The sequence below is a fragment of the Halarcobacter ebronensis genome (assembly GCF_013201825.1).
Lineage (GTDB): Bacteria > Campylobacterota > Campylobacteria > Campylobacterales > Arcobacteraceae > Halarcobacter > Halarcobacter ebronensis.
On sequence record NZ_CP053836.1, the window covers coordinates 2,524,664 to 2,541,400 of the forward strand.

A 16,737-nucleotide genomic window follows, 5' to 3' on the forward strand; every position below is an offset into this window, starting at 1 on the left:
AATATGCAAAATTTACCAATAACGCAAACTTCAAAAAATGGCATGGTGGTTTCACCCCATCATGCTGCTTCAGATGCTGGAGTTGAAATTTTAAAACAAGGGGGAAATGCTATTGAAGCTGCAATTGCTATAGCCTCTTCTTTATGTGTACACTACCCACATATGACAGGAATAGGTGGAGATGCTTTTTGGCTAATCTATGATCCAAAAGAGGGTGTTAGTTTTATTGAAGCTTCTGGATACTCTGGCTTTGATGTTAATATGAGTTTGTACTCTGGGTTAAAAACAATACCTTTTAGGGGAGCACTTGCTGCAAATAGTGTAGCAGGAGCTGTCTCAGCTTGGAGTTTAGCTTATGAAAAAAGTAAAAAAGAGTGGGATGGAAAGATCTCTCCTTCAATATTAGTAAGTGAGGCTGTAAACTCTGGTAAAAATGGTGTTATAGTTTCACAATCTTTAGCACAAACGTTAAAAGATAAAAAAGAAGAACTTATCGGGGATGAAGAGTTTGCTAAAATCTATTATCCAAACAATAAAGATTTAAAACAAAATGATATTTTAGTTCAAGAGAAACTCTCAAAGACTTTAGAAACATTAGGGAAAAATGGTTTTGATGATTTTTATAGGGGTGAGATTTCAACTAAAATAATAGATGATTTTCATAAAAAAAATGGTTTATTAAATAAAAAAGATTTAGAAAAGCACCAAGCAATTTGGAAAAAACCTTTAAAAATGAAATTTTCAAAAGGAGAGCTTTATAATGCTTCTGCTCCAACACAAGGAATTGCATCACTTATGATTTTAGGGCTTTTTGATAGATGGAAAGAAAAACTTCCAGATAAAGACTCTGCAAATCATATTCACCTTCTTGTTGAGGCTACAAAAATTGCCTTTAGACATAGAGATATAATGGATACAGCTTCTACGAGTGAGGAACTTCAAGCTTGGTTAGAGCCAGAGTATTTGGATAAATTAAGTAAAGAGATAGATTTGGATAAAGCACTTCCTTGGGGAGAAAAAACCCAAGCAGGAGACACAACATGGTTTGGAGCAATAGATGATAAAGGAAGAGTAGTTAGTGCCATACAAAGTATTTATCATGAATTTGGAAGTGGTTTTACCCTACCTCAAACTGGTATTGTTTGGCAAAATAGAGGTTGCAGTTTTAGTTTAGATGAAACTCATATTCAAACATTAAAACCACATAAAAAACCTTTCCATACATTAAATCCAGCAATTGCACTATTTGATGATGGAAGAGTTATGGCTTATGGAACAATGGGTGGGGATGGACAACCACAAACCCAAGCAGCACTCTTTTCAAGATATGCCTATTATGATGAAGATTTACAAAATACTATTAACAATCCCAGATGGCTTTTAGGTAGAACTTGGGGTAACTCTTCACAAAGCCTAAAATTAGAAGCAAGAATAGAAGATGAAATAATAAATGAGCTTCTAAACAAAGGGCATGAAATAGAGATGTTAAAAGAGTTTGATTCGGCTGTTGGGCATGCAGGAGCAATAGTTTTAAATCCTTCAAAAATTTATGAAGGTGCTTATGATCCAAGAAGCGATGGAAAAGCTTCAAGTTTTTAAATTAAGGATAAATATATATGAATGAATTATTAGTTTTATTGCCAATTCTGCTTGTCTGTGGTGTAGTTGCTGGAGTATTAGCAGGACTGTTAGGTGTAGGGGGAGGAATTGTTATTGTTCCAATGCTTTACCACGTCTTTATCTATATGAAGATAGATATCTCTATTGCAATGCCTTTAGCAATTGGTACCTCACTATCTACAATAGTTGTTACCTCAATTATCTCAGCAAGAGCTCACCATAAAAAAGGTGGAATTGATTGGGATCTTGCAAAGAGATGGGTCCCTTTTGTTATTATTGGAGTTTTAATTGGTTCATTTTCATCTAAATATATTGATGGAAGTAGCCTAAAGTTTATGTTTGGTGTTTTACTTTTGCTTGTTTCACTTAATATGATAATTAGCAACTTCAAAAAACTTGTAATTGCAGATGAATTACCAGGGAAAGCTGGTCAATCAATCTATGCTGCACTTGTAGGTGGTTTTGCTTCACTTCTTGGAATTGGAGGGGGAACACTTTTAGTTCCACTTTTAACCCTTTATTCTTTTCCAATTCACAGAGCTGTTAGCACTGCTTCTTTATTTGGACTTATTATTAGTATTCCAGCAACTGTTGGTTATGTTATTGTAGGTTCTGGAGTAGAAAATTTACCTTTTGCATCAACTGGATATGTTAACTGGTTAGCATTTATAATTCTTGTTCCAATGACAATGATATTTGCACCACTTGGTGTAAAACTAGCTTATATCTTAAATGTAAAACAACTAAAATTTGCCTTTGCAATATTTTTAGCTTGTGTTGGGGTTAAAATGGTATTGGTTTAACCAATACCTCCCAAAAAACCTCAGTCTAATATTTTTATATAAAAATATATATAAATATATAGGAAAAATAAAACTCACTTTTAATCTTTTAATTTTTATAAATAAACATTTAGCCCATACAAAATATATATAAAGTCATTATAATTAGACAAAAGGAGCTTACCATGGAAAATCAAAAAAGAATTTGGCTTGTGGGAGGTAGTTCAGGTATAGGACTAGAACTTGTGAAACTTCTTTTAGAAAATGATTACAAAATAGTAGTTAGTGCAAGAGATGCCACCAGCTCAAAAGATTTAATTGACTTATGTTTAGCATATCCCCAAAAACTTTATTTATTAAATTTTAATGTGTTAGAAGAGGATTTAAGCCTAAAAATAAAAGAGGCTTGGAGTATCTATAATGGACTTGATATTTGGTTTTACAATGCTGGAGTTTATGATATGATGAGTATTAAACAATGGGATAAAAATAAGTTTATAAATATGAACAGTACCAACTATCTGGGTGTAATAAAAATTATGACAGATATTGTTCCATATTTTATAAAACAAGGGCATGGAAGATGGATTTGGAACTTGAGTTTATCAACTTATTTTGGTCTTCCAAATGGGGGAGGATACTCTGCTCCAAAAGCAGCACTATTAAATTTAGCCCAATCCATACAACCTGAATTAAAACTAAACAATATAAACTTACAAGTGATAAACCACGGATTTGTAAAAACAAGACTAACTGCAAAAAATAGTTTTGATATGCCCCAACTAATGACTCCACAATATGCAGCTAAAAAGATATATGAAGGTTTAGAAAAAAATAGTGGATTTGAGATAAGTTTCCCATTTAAACTAGGTTTCTTTTTGAGATTGTTAAATCTATTACCATATAAAATATCTTTAGCTCTAACTAAAAAGATGCTGCCATGATTGCCAAAAATTATGCCGATTTTTTTGAAACACTTAATGAGAATATTAGTATTGTTGAATATAAAAAATATTTTGATGAAGGAACCCTTTTTAAAGACCCTTTCCATGAAGTAAAAGGGGTGGGAAATATCTATAATATTTTTATGAAAATGTATAAAAACCTTGATAATCCAAAATTTAAAATTGAAGAGATAGTAGAAAATGATACAACTTCATATATTAAATGGATTTTTTATTTTTCCTTTAAAGGAGAGGAAAAAAGAGAAAGTTTTTCAGGTGTTAGCAGGGTTTATTTTAATGATAAAAAAATGGTGATTAGCCATGAGGATTTTTGGGATGCAGCTGAAAATATATATGAAAAGATTCCACTTTTAAAATACTTTATAAAACTAGTAAAAATAAAAATAAAAAATTGATATGAAAACAAAAACATTTCTAATCTATGCACTTTTAGCTATGCCCCTATCAATAGTAGGGCTTCCGCTATATATCTATCTACCTACATTTTATGCCACACAAATTAATATAAATATAGCTACTGTTGGATTGATTTTATTTATTGCAAGACTTAGTGATGTTTTTACTGATCCGTTAATTGGATACTTAAGCGATATTTCACAAAAAAAATTTAATAGCAAAAAACCAATAATGTTAATAGGTTCTATTATGTTAATATTTAGTTTTTATGCGCTTATTAATCCAAATATGGATTTTGCAAATCTTTGGTTACTTATTTTTTCCATCTTAATCTATTTTGCATGGAGTTTAATTACTATCCCTTATTTAACTTGGAGTTCAGAACTAAGCAATGATTATTATGAAAAAACTAAACTTAATAGTTATAGGGAGAGTTCTACAATAATAGGACTTGTTTTAGCTCTTGTATTACCCTATTTTTTTACACAAAATATTATTAAAGAGAAACTTGATAGTCTTTTTTATATTTTTACTTTTTTATTTATCCCTTTTCTAATAATTACAATGTTGACAATCAAAACACAAAATAGCCAAAAATATTCTACTTATAACTTTAATGATATAAAAATGCTCTACAAAAAAATACCAAATCTAAAATCTCTTCAAGTTGGTTATTTCTTAAATAATCTTGCAAATGCAATCCCCGCAACACTCTTTTTACTTTTTATAGAAACAATTATTGAAAAAAAAGAGTTTGCCGATACTATTTTGATTTTATATTTTATTGCAGGGGTGATTGCCCTACCTTTTTGGACTCTATTATCAAAAAGAATTGGTAAAAAAAGAGTTTGGATATACTCTATAATTTTGGCTTGTAGTGCCTTTTTCTTTGTAGTTTTTTTACAAAAAGGTGATCTATTACTATTTTCCATAATATCTTTTTTAAGTGGTCTTTGTTTGGGTGCAGATATTGCCTTCCCAACCTCTATTCAAGCAGATATTGTACAAAAATCAAAAAGTTTAGAAAAAAACTATTCAGGACTCCTTTTTGGCATATGGACTATGCTTACAAAATTTGCCCTTGCAATCTCTGTTGTTATAGCTTTTGGAATTTTAGGACTTGTTGATTTCAATAAAGATGAACTTACAAAATTATCAATATATACTCTTATTTTTCTTTATGGATTTTTACCTATTTTATTAAAACTTTTTTCATTATTTTTCATACGTAAATATGCTGATATAATAGATTAACAAACATTTTTTCAATACAAAAAGAGTAAAAAAACATATAAAATATTAAAAAATAAAAAGGGGATCAAAGTTATGAGATTAATAATTGTTTTATTTTTTTCACTTTGTATCGCTTACGCTAAACAAACAAAAACACCCTTGGCTGTGGAATATGTAAACCCTATTAATTTTAGTGGACTTTGGTATGAGATTGCACGAACTTATAACAGTTTTGAAAAAAATTGTGTGGCAGCTACTGTTGAATATAAACTAGAAAAGAATAATAACTATAGTGTTACAAATAGATGTTTTGAACATGAAATAGATGGGAAATTGATAGTTTACAATGGTACAGTTCAAGCCTTAGAAAAAGATAATATGGCGAAAATCAAAAGTACCTATTTTTGGATATTTAGTAAAAACTACCAAATTATATATTTAGATGATTATCAAACTGCTGTAATGGGTGACAAAAATATGGAAAATGTATGGATAATGAATAGAGAACCTTTTTTGGATGAAAAAAAATTAAAAGATATTCTTGGTATGTTAGAAAATTATATGAATATTCAAGAGTTTATTTTTACAAAACAAGATAAAAATGGGAAATATAAATAATGGAAAAAAGATTTAAAATAGCTGTTTTAGGCGGAGGAATTAGTGGATTATCTACTGCTTATCTTTTAAGTAAAAAACATGAAGTTGATTTGTATGAAAAAGAGCCAAGATTAGGTGGTCATGCTAGAACAACCATGGTAGAAGAAAATGGCAAAAAGTTTGGTGTTGATACTGGTTTTTTAGTCTTTAATTATGAAACCTATCCCCTACTTACTAAACTATTTTCTATGCTTGATGTAAAAATAGAAAATAGTGATATGAGTTTTGCATTTTGGGATACAAAAACAAATATAGCTTACAATGGGCAATCTTTAAGTGGAATGTTTATACAAAAAAGAAATATTTTTAATTTTAAACACTATAAAATGATCTTTGATATTTTAAAATTTAATAAAAATGCAAATGATGATTTAGAAAAAAATTCATCTAATTTAGATAAAAGTTTAGGGGAATATTTAAAACCATATTCAAGATATTTTAAAGAAAGATACCTAATCCCAATGGGAGCTTCAATTTGGTCAACTCCCTCAGATAAAATGAATGAATTTCCAGCAAGAACATTTTTAACTTTTTTTAAAAACCACGGATTGTTGGGAGTAAATACTCATCATCAATGGTTAACAGTTAGTGGAGGTTCTATAAATTATGTAAATAAAATCCAAATGCAAATTTCTGGAAAAGTGATAGTTAATTCAGATGTAATAAAAATAAGAAGAAAAAAAGATTTAGTTGAATTAATTCATCAAGATGGTAAAAAAAGTCTTTACGACAAAGTTATTTTGGCTATGCATGCACCTGAGGCTTTAGAGATTCTTGAGGATGCCAGTGAAGATGAAAAGAGAATTCTATCTTGTTTTAAATATAAACAAAACGATGCCCTTCTTCATAATGATACTACAGCTTTATATCCTAAAAAAGAAGCCTATGCAGCATGGAACTATAAAACAGAAGGGAAAGATAGCTCTATTACCCTCTCATACTGGATAAATAAATTGCAAAATCTAGAATCAAATAAAGAGTATTTTGTCTCACTAAATGAAACTAAAAATTTATCAAATGTAATAGAAAAAATCTCCTATTCTCATCCTCAATTTGATCAAAAAGCAATAGATATGCAAAAACAAAGGGGGATAATAAATGGACAAAACAACACCTATTATGCTGGAGCTTATTGGAGATATGGCTTCCATGAAGATGGTTTATATAGTGCAAATACTATAGCAAAAGAGTTTGGATGTGAACTATGAGTCATCAATTTTTAGATGGAGTTATTTACCACAAAAGATTTTTACCAAAAGAGCATAAATTTGAGTATAAATTTTTTATGGTTGATATTGACCTACAAGAGTTAGATTCACTAAAAAATAGATTTTTTTGCCAAAATAGTTTTAATCTCTTCTCTTTTAATACAAAAAATCATTTTGGCAAAAGTGATGATTTTATAGAAAATGTAACCTATCTATTAAAATATTTTGATATTAAAAGGTGCCATAAAATGAGGTTTATAACCCTTCCTTCTATTTTAGGCTTTGTATTTAATCCAATTAGCCTTTTAATACTTTTTGAAAAAAACATCCCCACATATCTAATAGCAGAAGTTCATAACTATAATGGAGGAAGGGTTATTTATCCCACAAAATTACAAAGTGAAGATGGGATAAATTTTAAATCAAGTACAAAAAAAGATATGTATGTAAGTCCATTTTTTAAAAGGGAGGGGAACTATGAGTTTAGACTTAAATATGATGAAAAACAACTCTTTCTGAATATTTTACTTTTTGAAGATGAAAAAAAGATGTTGTGTTCAACACTAAAACTAAAACCATTAAATTTTAGTCAAACAAATATTTTAAAACTGTTTTTTAAACACACTTTTTTAACCCTATGGGTTGTTACAAGAACCCTTTATCAAAGTTTCAAACTAAAAAGAAAGGGTTTAAAATGGTCAAACCCAATTAAAGAGGATCAAATAAGGAGATTATAATGAACTTTTTCTGGAAAAGAATAGGTGAAAAATTTTTATCAAAAATTGAATATGGAGATTTGGAAGTTCAATTTCCCAACAATCAAATAAAAAAATTTGGCAATGGAACTTTCCCAAAAGCCAAACTTATTTTGAATAATTGGGATCTATTTAGAAGATTATCTTTTTATGGTGATATAGGTTTTGCAGAAAGTTATATGGATAAAGACTTTGAATGTGAAGATTTAACCTCTCTAATTCAAATTGCACTTATAAACTCAAAACAACTTCAAACAAAAAGTGAAGATGAAAAAAAACTAAGTTCATATAATCTTTTTCCTATATTTAATAAAATTAAACATAATATGAGAAAAAATTCAAAAACAAAAGCACAAAAAAATATCTCAAAACACTATGATTTGTCAAATGATTTTTTTAAGCTCTTTTTAGATGATACTATGATGTACTCCTCTGCTGTTTTTTCCCAAAATGATGAAACACTTTTTGAGGCCCAACAAAGAAAAATTGAGCTTCTAGCAAAAAAACTAAATCTAAAAAAAGACTCAAAAGTTCTGGAGATAGGTTCAGGCTGGGGAGCTATGGCTTTACATTTAGTAAAAGAGTATCAATGTGAAGTTAAAACTCTAACCCTATCAAAAGAACAAAAAAGATTATGTGAACAACGATTTAAAGAAAATAAAATAGAAGAATTTGTGGATGTTCTCCTAAAAGACTATAGGGATATGAATGGAAAATTTGATGCAATTATTGCAGTAGAGATGTTTGAAGCAGTAGGTCAAGAATATTTTCATATTTTCTTTAAAAAATGTGAAGAACTACTAAAAGAAAATGGAGTTTTAGTAATGCAAATTATAACTATTCCTGATCAAAGATATAAATCCTATTCAAAAGGAACAGACTTCATCCAAAAATATATTTTCCCAGGGGGTCACCTTCCAAGTGTAAATAAAATACTTAATGTAACGTCAAAACATACAAAATTAAATCTTCTAAGCCTAGATGATTACACTGAACACTATGCAAAAACTCTAAATATATGGCATAAAAACTTTAAAGAAAAACTTGAAGAAGTAAAAAAGCTTGGCTTTGATGAGTACTTTATAAGAATGTGGGAGATATATCTTTGTTATTGTGAAGCTGGTTTTTTAACAAGAAATATCAATCTTATTCAAATATCTTTTACTAGATATGAGAATATGCAGTTAAATAAAGGATTAGTAGCATGAAAAAGATTTTAACAGTTGTAGCAAGCCTACTTACCATACTAATTTTTACAGGATGTTCAAAAATGCAAATAGAAGACTTTAATAACACAACTCCAGAGTTTATACCCCAAGAGTATTTCAATGGAAAACTTACAGCCTATGGCATAGTAAAAGATAGAAGTGGCAAAATCATAAAAAGTTTCAAAGGTGATTTAGTTGGAAGCTGGGATAAAAATGGCATTGGAACTTTAGATGAGAAATTTGTCTATAGTGATGGGAAAAAACAAACAAGAGTTTGGAAACTTGTTCCAACAGGAGATAAAACCTTTGATGCAACAGCAGGGGATATAGTAGGAACAGCAAAAATGATTGCAAATGGAAATACAGTTATGATTGATTATGTAATGAGAGTTCCATACAATGATTCAACAATAGATATTAGTGTAAAAGATTGGTTACATCTTCAAAGTGATGGGGTGATAATAAATCATTCAAAAATGAAAAAATTTGGTTTTACAGTTGGGGAGTTAGTAATCACTATAATAAAAGATTTCCCAAGAAATTAGATATATAAATATATAGAGATATTTAAATTTCCTATATATAATATAAAAATATATAGAATAAATTTAATATTCTCTATTTTATAGGCTTTTAAAATCCATCAAACCACTTAAAATCAGAATTTTTATTCAATAAAATCCTCATCACTTATATTTTTTATTCTTACTAAAGCTATTTTAATATAATATTTTTCTATTAAATATAAAAATATATAATTTTATATATAAATATATAGTAAAAATAGGAATATAGATGTCATATGTTGTTTATAGTATAAAAGGTGGTGTTGGAAAAACAACACTATCTGTTCAAATTTCACAGATGTTAGGATTAACCTATGTAACTAATGATTCTCACTCTTCTGCTCACAATCTTATGCCAGAGGAAAAGGGGTTTTTAGTTTCAAAAGAGGAGTATGAAGAGATACCTTTTGATGAAAATGTTGTTTATGACTTTGGTGGATTTAAAGATACAAGAATCAATAGTATAATCAAACAAGCAAAAAAAGTAATCATCCCAACACTTACTTCTATTGTTGACCTACAAGCAACTATGGCAACACTTAAAGATGTAAAAGAGATAAATGAAAACATAATAATTGTGGTTAATAGAGCAAAAAACAATAACAAAGCAGTTGAACTAAAAGAGTATCTAAATGAAGAGATTAAAAAACTTTACAAAGATATCAAAATACCTATAGTTTTTGTTAGAGAATCTTCTGTTTTAGAGGATTCACTTTTTGATTGTGAATATGTAGAGACAAAAGCAGGAGAGAATAGATTTAAAAGACATATCTATAGAAATGCAATAGAAGATATGCAAGAGATAAAAAAACTACTAAAGGCATAATATGAGCTATGCAGATAAACTAAAACAAAACTCATCTAAAATAAAAACAAATGAAAGTGTTTTAGAAGAGAAAAATACAAAAACTAAAAAAGCTGGAAGACCTAAAAAGAAAAAAGAAGAGGTAAGAAACAGTGCTATTCCAGTAGCTCTAAGTCAAAATGAAAAAGAGTGGATAGAAAATCAAGCTTTAGAGATGTCAAAACAAGTGGGGATAAAAATCACAACATCTGCTTGGATGAGAATGACCCTTTTAAAGGGGATGAAGAAGTGAAAAGTCTTTATCTAATTAAATATCTCACGGGTCACCACATCGTTTAACTCAATATCCAACTCATTTTTATACATTTGTTGTAATACCTCTATGGTAGTATCAATTTTACTCTGTTCTATATCACCCAAAAAATTTTTAGTTGTATTACGACCTAGTTCTTCAAGTGTTTTTTGCAGTTTAAAAGCTTTTTCAGTAGCTTCAATAAGAAGAGCTCTTTTATCTTTTGGATGCTTTACTTTCTGAATATATCCCCTTTGTTCCATTCTTTTAAGGGTGATAGTAATATTTGAAGGTTCAGTTAAAGTCTTTTCACAAAGTTCCCTTTGTGACATTGCACCAAAAGTAAAAAGTCTTAAAAGTATTTGCCTTTGCTCTATGGTTAAATCATATTTACGAAGCTTTTGATTAAGTCTATGTCGAAGTTTATGATGCACTTTTGCTAGTAAGAAAGCAATACATACTTTTTCATTATTTTTCATAGACATAATAATACAAAAGTTTTTCTAATAAATCACTTTTTTTTCTCCTTTATAATCTATTAGCTCAATATCTACACCATATGCACTGCTTAGTATCTTTTCATTAATTTCATTTTTATCTCCATAAAATATATTCTCTCCATCTTTCAAAAGTAAAATTTTATCTGCATATTTAAAAGCAAGGTTCAAATCGTGCAATACTACAAAAGTTGTTATCTTTTTCTGCTTTGTCATTTTTTTCGTAATATCCATAATCTCTAGCTGATTTTTTATATCAAGGTGATTAATAGGCTCATCCAAAAAAAGAATATCAGATTCTTGAACTAAAGACCTTGCAATAAGCACTTTTTGAAGTTCTCCACCACTTAGACTTAATACATTTTTATTTTTTAACCTACTTAAATGAAGTTCATCCATTATTTTTTCACACTTTTCATAATCTGATTTTTTAGGGAAAAACTTCATATGTGGTTTCCTTCCTAATAAAATACAATCTTCCACACTACAAGATACTGCTTTTGTGGTCTGAGGAAGATAGGAGATTAATTTAGAGAGTTCTTTGTTTTTATAGCTTTGTATACTTTTTCCTGCTAGATCTATCTGACCAGATGTAATTGGTAAAAAATTCCTTAGTAATTTTATAAATGTAGTTTTACCTGCACCATTTGGTCCAATAATTGCAGTTATTTGAGTATTTTTGGTATCTAATACTATATTTTTTAATATATGTTTGTGTTTTACTTTATAGTTTAAATTTTTTACATTAATCACGCATTGACCTTTTTATAAGAATAAATAAAAATAGAGGTACACCTGCAAAAGCAGTTAATATACCAACGGGTAAAGATATTGGTGATAGTATTTGCTTTGCTAATAAATCAGATGCCATTAGAAAAATTCCCCCTAAAAAAGAAGAAGCGAAAAATAGAAAATGGTGTTTAGGATTCTCAAAAAGTAGTTTAATAATATGGGGTGCAATAAGCCCTACAAATCCTATTATTCCATAAAATGCCGTCGCAATTGCAGCAAGAATTGAAGAGAATAATAAAGAGTAGATTCTTAAAGTCCAAACTTTAACTCCTAAACTTTTTGCATGGGTATCTCCCCACACTATTGCATTAAAATCCCAACCTCTTATAATTACAAAAACCATTCCTATTAGCCAAAAAGTGCATACCAAAGATATTTCTACCCATTTGCCTTTACTTAAATCCCCAAAAGTCCAAAATACTGCTGCTGCTAATTGATTATCACTAGAAAAATATTGTAAAAGCATTGTTGCTGCATTAAAAAAAGCTGCAACTGCAACACCTGCTAAAATAAGACCTTCTGAGCTTACACCTTTGATTATAGAGAATAGTAAAACTATCATTGATGAGATAAGAGCACCTATAAATGCTCCTATTACAATATAACTAACATTTTGAAAAATTCCAAAACTAAAAGTTGCAGAACCCAAAATAATTATACTAAAAGATGCACCAAATGCAGCTCCTTGAGATAATCCTAGTGTAAAAGGTGAAGCTAGGGGATTTCTTAAAGTACTTTGTAATATTGCACCTGATAGTGCCAATACAGCACCTACACTAAATGCTGCTAGCATTCTAGGAATACGAATATTCCAGAGTAAATATGATAGATTTTCATTTGTTGATGTAAAAAAAAGTACATTGAAAACTTCAGAAAAACTACTATTTATATATCCAACTTTTAATGTGAGCATTACTATAAAAAATGCAAATAAGATTGTTGCAATCCAAAAAGTTCTTTGAGTAATCATTATAAAATACTTTTTAATTTTAATTTTTCATTTTCTAAATAGACCTTTTGAAATCCACCTGTATCCTCTTTAAACATATCATATAAAGGCTCTCCCACAAAAGCTTCAAATATCTCATTTGATTTTTTTATTGGATCTAAATCTTTATATTGTTTAGGATAAATTGTTTTTGCTATAAAAAAACTATTAGCAAGCATTTGATCTATATTAATATAATAAAAAGTGTTTGCTAATATCAAATAAGAACTATCTTTAAATGCTTTAAGTCTTTTAAAATAGCTTTTATCCTTATTAAACTCTTGTAATATTAACTCCCATCCTGCATTGTCCAAAAAAATTCTTGAAGGATTTTTCATTAGAAGATACTCTTTATCTATAAAAAGATGCCCCTTTTTCTGTAAATCAAAGGCAATATTTTCAACTTGTGAAAATCTAAATGGCATAAAATCAGTTTTTGTACTTGTAATACCTTGTAAACCTTTATATGCAACTGCTCCAATATAGGCTCTACTTCTTTTTTCAACTCTTTTAAACTCTTTTTGCAAGTTTTTTATATAGCTAATTAAACTCTCTGCTCTATTCTGTTTATTTAGAATTTTTCCCATAATCTGTAGAGATTTATAAATATCTTCAAACTCTACTGATTCTACTCCATATCCTACAACAACTACAGGAATATTTAATTGCTTTGATAATAGATCTGCTTCGCTCTTATCTTGAACAATAGTAAAAATCACATCAGGTCTAAGGGTTATTATTGCTTCTAGATTTGGTCGTTTTGCTTTTCCACCCTGCCCTACAATAGGAAGACTTTTTATTTTATTCCTATTTACATAGGTGTAAGCTCTTTTTTTTACATCTTTTAACTCTATAGCCTCTATACCAATAACCTTATCAACTGAATTTAAATAGGTAACATAACTTAGACTAGTACCTAAAGCAATAACTCTATTTGCAGGTTTTTCAAGGCTTACCTCTCTATTTAATAAATCCGTTACAGTTAGGGCAAAAGCTGGCAAACTAAATAAAAACATAAATAAGATATATTTTATTTTTCCCATAATATTAACTCCAATTTTACATCTAAGCTATAGATTAACTTTCCACTCTTTTCAATTGAGATTATTATATTTTCAATCTCCATATTTGATAGGTTTATATCTGTTTTTGAAATATATTCATTTATCTGTGTAACTGCATTATCTCTACTCATCTCCCTTGTAAGAGTATCTTCAAATATTGTTGATTTATACTCAATACTCTCTTTTTCAAGCCATTTTTTAAAAGCTGTTGTATCATCAAATTTTCTAAACTCTATATTTGGATAGATTTTTAAAATCTCATTTTGAATATTTGATCTCTTTACTCCTGCCCACCCCAAATATGCTACATATTTATTTGAATAGTCTGCCATTTTTTTGTAATCTTTTGACTCTTTTATTGCTGGTGTTTTAGAAGCAAAAACCACATCAAACTTCATCTCTTTTAAATCTAATTCATCCCATGTGGAGTGAATGGTTTTGATATTATTCACACTATAATTTTTTGCATCTTCTTCTAATATATCTAGCATTTTAGAGGATATATCCATTGCATACACCTCTTTAAACATTTTTCCTAAAGGAATTGTATATACTCCTGTACCACAACCAATATCAAGTAGTCTATAATCTTTGCAAATTGCACCCTCTTTATTTAATATTTCCCAAACTCTATTTTGAAAAATTTCACTATTTGGATTATATCTTGGATAATTTTCTGACTTTTTATCCCACATTATTTTTTCCTCTTTTTTAAAATACATACTTAAAACTCGCTCCTATTATAGTACCTGCAGTTGGGTAACCAAATACCTCTTCATAATTTTCATCCATAATATTTTCTGCATAAAGTTCTACAACAGCACCTTTTGCTAACTCATATTGAACTGAAGCATCTACTGTTGTATATCCACTTAACTTTTCCACATCATCAATTGTTCTTTGATAATATCTCTCACCTATATAAGTTACTAAAAAGTCTGTTTTTATTTTAGGAGTAACTTTCCATTCAAAGCCTGCATTTATTTTTAAATCAGGTATATAGTCTAATTTATCCATTCTATTGTTTGGATCTAGGGCATCTCCTTCTTTTTTTGCTTCTTGATATGAAAAACCACCTTTTAGTGCAAAATAGTCATTTATCTCATAGAAACTATTCATACTAACTCCAAAAAAAGTTGCATTATCCACATTATATGCATACCTTCCCCCACTTATTGGAGTTTTAAACAATAGGTAATCATCTACATCATAATAAAAAATAGAGGCTTGAAAGATACTTCTTCCACTAAAACTATGCCTATAAATTAAATCTAAAGCATCTGCTTTTTCTGCTTTTAGATTTTTACTTTCCAACTCACTTAAAGCATCTCTACCCACAGTATAGTGATATGCTTCTGTTGCACCAGGGGCTCTAAACATTTGGTACAAATAGATACCATAAGAGTCTTTTGCATTAGGAGTATAAACTAATCCTAGTTTTGGTGATATTTTATCTTCACTTTGAGTGAAAGTCTCACCTCCATTTGGCATGTCTATTTCATAATTATCATATCTTGCCCCTATATTTAATTCCAGTTTTTCGTTTAAAAAGTAAGTATCTGATATAAATATTCCATCTAGTTGTATATCTGTACCTTCATTTACAATACCTACAGAGTTATTTTTATTTCCACCTCCCCCTGCATTTCCATTGTATTGGGTATTTATAAAATTGATTACATTTTCCCCTGACCTTAAAACTCTTCTTTGGACTCCAAGTAAAATATTATGGTTATCTAATGTTATTGTTGCTTTTGACTTATATCCATAGCTTCTATCCATCTCTATATCTCTTTGCATTACTAAATCACCATTATTTAATGAAGTACCTCCAACCAATGAGGTATCAGCATAGTTCTTTTCATCTCTATCTTCTCTATTTGCATATGCACTTAAATCAATTGTTAAGTTTTTGTTTATTGGTTGGGAGTATGCAATATCAAAAAGGTTTTTCCTTTTATTTGAGTTAGCCCCTTCTCCTACTACAGAAAAAGCTCTATTTGCACCACTTTCTCCAGCAAAAGTTTCACCCAAAGATAGAGGATATTTATTTGATATTTTTTGATTATACAAAGGAGTATTTGGATTAGTACTCTGTCTATTTGTTTTAACTACTCCCCTTGTAGTGTCAGAATGAATAATACCTAATGATAATTCACCATCATTTGGAGTAAAATAGTATAATTTTGCCGAAATAGAGTCAGACTTATAATCATTATTCCAAAGATATTCATCAGACTCTTGGTGACTAGCCCCAATACTTATACCAAAATTACCAAATCTTTGGGAATAACTTGTTCTAATATTGTAATAATTATCAGCATCCCAACCTCCCAATGTTCCATATATACTGAAATATGGCTTCTCTTCTGGACTTTTTGTATAAGCATTTATAACTCCACCCAAAACATTTCCATACTCAACTGAGCTTCCACCTTTAAGGACTTCAATTTTTTCTATATTATCCATAGAAATAGTTCCAAAATCGATATAACTTCCACCCATCTGCCCTAAAGAGTTAATATTATGTCCATCAATATTTAAAGCAATTCTATTGCCACCTTGCCCTCTTATTAATAAGGTATCTCCATTGTCTCCATAATTTGACTTTCTTTTTATAGTTATTTCAGGATCATCTTTCAAAAAATCTGCAATATTATTACTCTGCTTTTTCTCTTTTATAAGAATATTTTTATTCTTAAAATCATCCCCAACTACGTCATAAATATCTATTGTTTCATACATCATTGATTCTGCAAATGATGTTGATGATAATAAAGATATCCCCCACAAATATTTAGAATAATTCATATCTTCTCCTATTATGATAATAATTATTAAAATTGGTAATGAAATTTATCTTATTATTATTTAATAATTGCTTAAATACTTATTCGCATAAGTTTATT

The 16,737-nt window shown here is 29.0% G+C and carries 18 protein-coding genes; 12 read left to right on the forward strand and 6 right to left on the reverse strand.

Annotated elements, in window-relative coordinates; translation table 11 throughout:
• Positions 1–3: 3 nt before the first annotated feature.
• From ggt to AEBR_RS12530, 12 genes are all read left to right on the forward strand, one after another.
• Positions 4–1,599, forward strand: coding sequence for a gamma-glutamyltransferase (gene ggt / locus AEBR_RS12475; protein ID WP_129088100.1), 1,596 nt, complete (start codon positions 4–6; stop codon positions 1,597–1,599).
• 17 nt (positions 1,600–1,616) lie between these two features.
• Positions 1,617–2,423, forward strand: a complete 807-nt coding sequence (locus AEBR_RS12480; protein ID WP_129088099.1) for a sulfite exporter TauE/SafE family protein — start codon at positions 1,617–1,619, stop codon at positions 2,421–2,423.
• A 164-nt stretch (positions 2,424–2,587) separates the two neighbouring features.
• Positions 2,588–3,346 carry an SDR family NAD(P)-dependent oxidoreductase gene (locus AEBR_RS12485; RefSeq protein ID WP_129088098.1) on the forward strand — a complete coding sequence of 253 codons (759 nt, stop codon included), beginning with the start codon at positions 2,588–2,590 and terminating at the stop codon, positions 3,344–3,346.
• On the forward strand, positions 3,343–3,762 hold the full coding sequence (locus AEBR_RS12490) for a nuclear transport factor 2 family protein (RefSeq protein ID WP_129088097.1): 420 nt from the start codon (positions 3,343–3,345) through the stop codon (positions 3,760–3,762). The genes AEBR_RS12485 and AEBR_RS12490 overlap by 4 nt, the downstream gene beginning before the upstream one ends.
• 1 nt (position 3,763) lies before the next feature.
• The gene (locus tag AEBR_RS12495; protein WP_129088096.1) at positions 3,764–5,017 is read left to right on the forward strand and encodes an MFS transporter; all 1,254 of its coding nucleotides are present in this window, start codon (positions 3,764–3,766) and stop codon (positions 5,015–5,017) included.
• A 72-nt stretch (positions 5,018–5,089) separates the two neighbouring features.
• Complete coding sequence (locus AEBR_RS12500; RefSeq protein WP_129088095.1) at positions 5,090–5,614, forward strand: lipocalin family protein; 525 nt, start codon at positions 5,090–5,092, stop codon at positions 5,612–5,614.
• A complete protein-coding gene (locus AEBR_RS12505) occupies positions 5,614–6,861 on the forward strand; it encodes an NAD(P)/FAD-dependent oxidoreductase (RefSeq protein WP_129088094.1) in 1,248 nt (415 codons plus the stop codon). The genes AEBR_RS12500 and AEBR_RS12505 overlap by 1 nt, the downstream gene beginning before the upstream one ends.
• On the forward strand, positions 6,858–7,598 hold the full coding sequence (locus AEBR_RS12510) for a DUF1365 domain-containing protein (RefSeq protein WP_129088093.1): 741 nt from the start codon (positions 6,858–6,860) through the stop codon (positions 7,596–7,598). The genes AEBR_RS12505 and AEBR_RS12510 overlap by 4 nt, the downstream gene beginning before the upstream one ends.
• Entirely contained in the window at positions 7,598–8,824 is a 1,227-nt protein-coding gene (locus tag AEBR_RS12515) for an SAM-dependent methyltransferase (RefSeq protein WP_129088092.1), read from the forward strand. The genes AEBR_RS12510 and AEBR_RS12515 overlap by 1 nt, the downstream gene beginning before the upstream one ends.
• A complete protein-coding gene (locus AEBR_RS12520; protein WP_129088091.1) occupies positions 8,821–9,369 on the forward strand; it encodes a DUF3833 domain-containing protein in 549 nt (182 codons plus the stop codon). Before AEBR_RS12515 ends, AEBR_RS12520 begins: the two co-directional genes overlap by 4 nt.
• A gap of 250 nt (positions 9,370–9,619) precedes the next feature.
• On the forward strand, positions 9,620–10,216 hold the full coding sequence (locus AEBR_RS12525; protein ID WP_129088090.1) for a nucleotide-binding protein: 597 nt from the start codon (positions 9,620–9,622) through the stop codon (positions 10,214–10,216).
• A gap of 1 nt (position 10,217) precedes the next feature.
• Entirely contained in the window at positions 10,218–10,487 is a 270-nt protein-coding gene (locus tag AEBR_RS12530; RefSeq protein ID WP_129088089.1) for a hypothetical protein, read from the forward strand.
• A gap of 11 nt (positions 10,488–10,498) precedes the next feature.
• On the opposite strand, the gene AEBR_RS12535 is transcribed toward AEBR_RS12530, so the two are convergent.
• Genes AEBR_RS12535 through AEBR_RS12560 form a run of 6 tightly spaced genes read right to left on the reverse strand, consistent with a single transcriptional unit; the run spans position 10,499 to position 16,639 of the window.
• Positions 10,499–10,966 carry a MarR family winged helix-turn-helix transcriptional regulator gene (locus AEBR_RS12535; RefSeq protein ID WP_172658903.1) on the reverse strand — a complete coding sequence of 156 codons (468 nt, stop codon included), beginning with the start codon at positions 10,964–10,966 and terminating at the stop codon, positions 10,499–10,501.
• Positions 10,967–10,990: 24 nt separating this feature from the next.
• Positions 10,991–11,737 (reverse strand): ABC transporter ATP-binding protein, encoded by a 747-nt coding sequence (locus AEBR_RS12540; RefSeq protein WP_129088087.1) that lies wholly within the window; start codon positions 11,735–11,737, stop codon positions 10,991–10,993.
• Positions 11,730–12,746: a FecCD family ABC transporter permease gene (locus AEBR_RS12545; RefSeq protein ID WP_129088086.1), complete on the reverse strand. Its 1,017-nt coding sequence runs from the start codon at positions 12,744–12,746 to the stop codon at positions 11,730–11,732. The genes AEBR_RS12540 and AEBR_RS12545 overlap by 8 nt, the downstream gene beginning before the upstream one ends.
• Positions 12,746–13,807, reverse strand: coding sequence for an ABC transporter substrate-binding protein (locus AEBR_RS12550; RefSeq protein ID WP_129088085.1), 1,062 nt, complete (start codon positions 13,805–13,807; stop codon positions 12,746–12,748). The genes AEBR_RS12545 and AEBR_RS12550 overlap by 1 nt, the downstream gene beginning before the upstream one ends.
• Positions 13,795–14,550: a class I SAM-dependent methyltransferase gene (locus tag AEBR_RS12555; protein ID WP_129088084.1), complete on the reverse strand. Its 756-nt coding sequence runs from the start codon at positions 14,548–14,550 to the stop codon at positions 13,795–13,797. Before AEBR_RS12555 ends, AEBR_RS12550 begins: the two co-directional genes overlap by 13 nt.
• Complete coding sequence (locus AEBR_RS12560; RefSeq protein WP_129088083.1) at positions 14,540–16,639, reverse strand: TonB-dependent receptor plug domain-containing protein; 2,100 nt, start codon at positions 16,637–16,639, stop codon at positions 14,540–14,542. Before AEBR_RS12560 ends, AEBR_RS12555 begins: the two co-directional genes overlap by 11 nt.
• Between the last annotated feature and the right edge of the window lie 98 nt (positions 16,640–16,737).

What these genes read in the sequence shown, in the direction of transcription:
- AEBR_RS12485 (WP_129088098.1), top strand. Translation starts at nt 2,588, where the DNA reads ATGGAAAATCAAAAAAGAATTTGGCTTGTGGGAGGTAGTTCAGGTATA.
- AEBR_RS12550 (WP_129088085.1), bottom strand. Translation starts at nt 13,807, where the DNA reads ATGGGAAAAATAAAATATATCTTATTTATGTTTTTATTTAGTTTGCCA.
- AEBR_RS12525 (WP_129088090.1), top strand. Translation starts at nt 9,620, where the DNA reads ATGTCATATGTTGTTTATAGTATAAAAGGTGGTGTTGGAAAAACAACA.
- ggt (WP_129088100.1), top strand. Translation starts at nt 4, where the DNA reads ATGCAAAATTTACCAATAACGCAAACTTCAAAAAATGGCATGGTGGTT.
- AEBR_RS12515 (WP_129088092.1), top strand. Translation starts at nt 7,598, where the DNA reads ATGAACTTTTTCTGGAAAAGAATAGGTGAAAAATTTTTATCAAAAATT.
- AEBR_RS12495 (WP_129088096.1), top strand. Translation starts at nt 3,764, where the DNA reads ATGAAAACAAAAACATTTCTAATCTATGCACTTTTAGCTATGCCCCTA.
- AEBR_RS12535 (WP_172658903.1), bottom strand. Translation starts at nt 10,966, where the DNA reads ATGAAAAATAATGAAAAAGTATGTATTGCTTTCTTACTAGCAAAAGTG.
- AEBR_RS12480 (WP_129088099.1), top strand. Translation starts at nt 1,617, where the DNA reads ATGAATGAATTATTAGTTTTATTGCCAATTCTGCTTGTCTGTGGTGTA.
- AEBR_RS12510 (WP_129088093.1), top strand. Translation starts at nt 6,858, where the DNA reads ATGAGTCATCAATTTTTAGATGGAGTTATTTACCACAAAAGATTTTTA.
- AEBR_RS12530 (WP_129088089.1), top strand. Translation starts at nt 10,218, where the DNA reads ATGAGCTATGCAGATAAACTAAAACAAAACTCATCTAAAATAAAAACA.
- AEBR_RS12505 (WP_129088094.1), top strand. Translation starts at nt 5,614, where the DNA reads ATGGAAAAAAGATTTAAAATAGCTGTTTTAGGCGGAGGAATTAGTGGA.
- AEBR_RS12520 (WP_129088091.1), top strand. Translation starts at nt 8,821, where the DNA reads ATGAAAAAGATTTTAACAGTTGTAGCAAGCCTACTTACCATACTAATT.
- AEBR_RS12560 (WP_129088083.1), bottom strand. Translation starts at nt 16,639, where the DNA reads ATGAATTATTCTAAATATTTGTGGGGGATATCTTTATTATCATCAACA.
- AEBR_RS12555 (WP_129088084.1), bottom strand. Translation starts at nt 14,550, where the DNA reads ATGTATTTTAAAAAAGAGGAAAAAATAATGTGGGATAAAAAGTCAGAA.
- AEBR_RS12500 (WP_129088095.1), top strand. Translation starts at nt 5,090, where the DNA reads ATGAGATTAATAATTGTTTTATTTTTTTCACTTTGTATCGCTTACGCT.
- AEBR_RS12490 (WP_129088097.1), top strand. Translation starts at nt 3,343, where the DNA reads ATGATTGCCAAAAATTATGCCGATTTTTTTGAAACACTTAATGAGAAT.
- AEBR_RS12545 (WP_129088086.1), bottom strand. Translation starts at nt 12,746, where the DNA reads ATGATTACTCAAAGAACTTTTTGGATTGCAACAATCTTATTTGCATTT.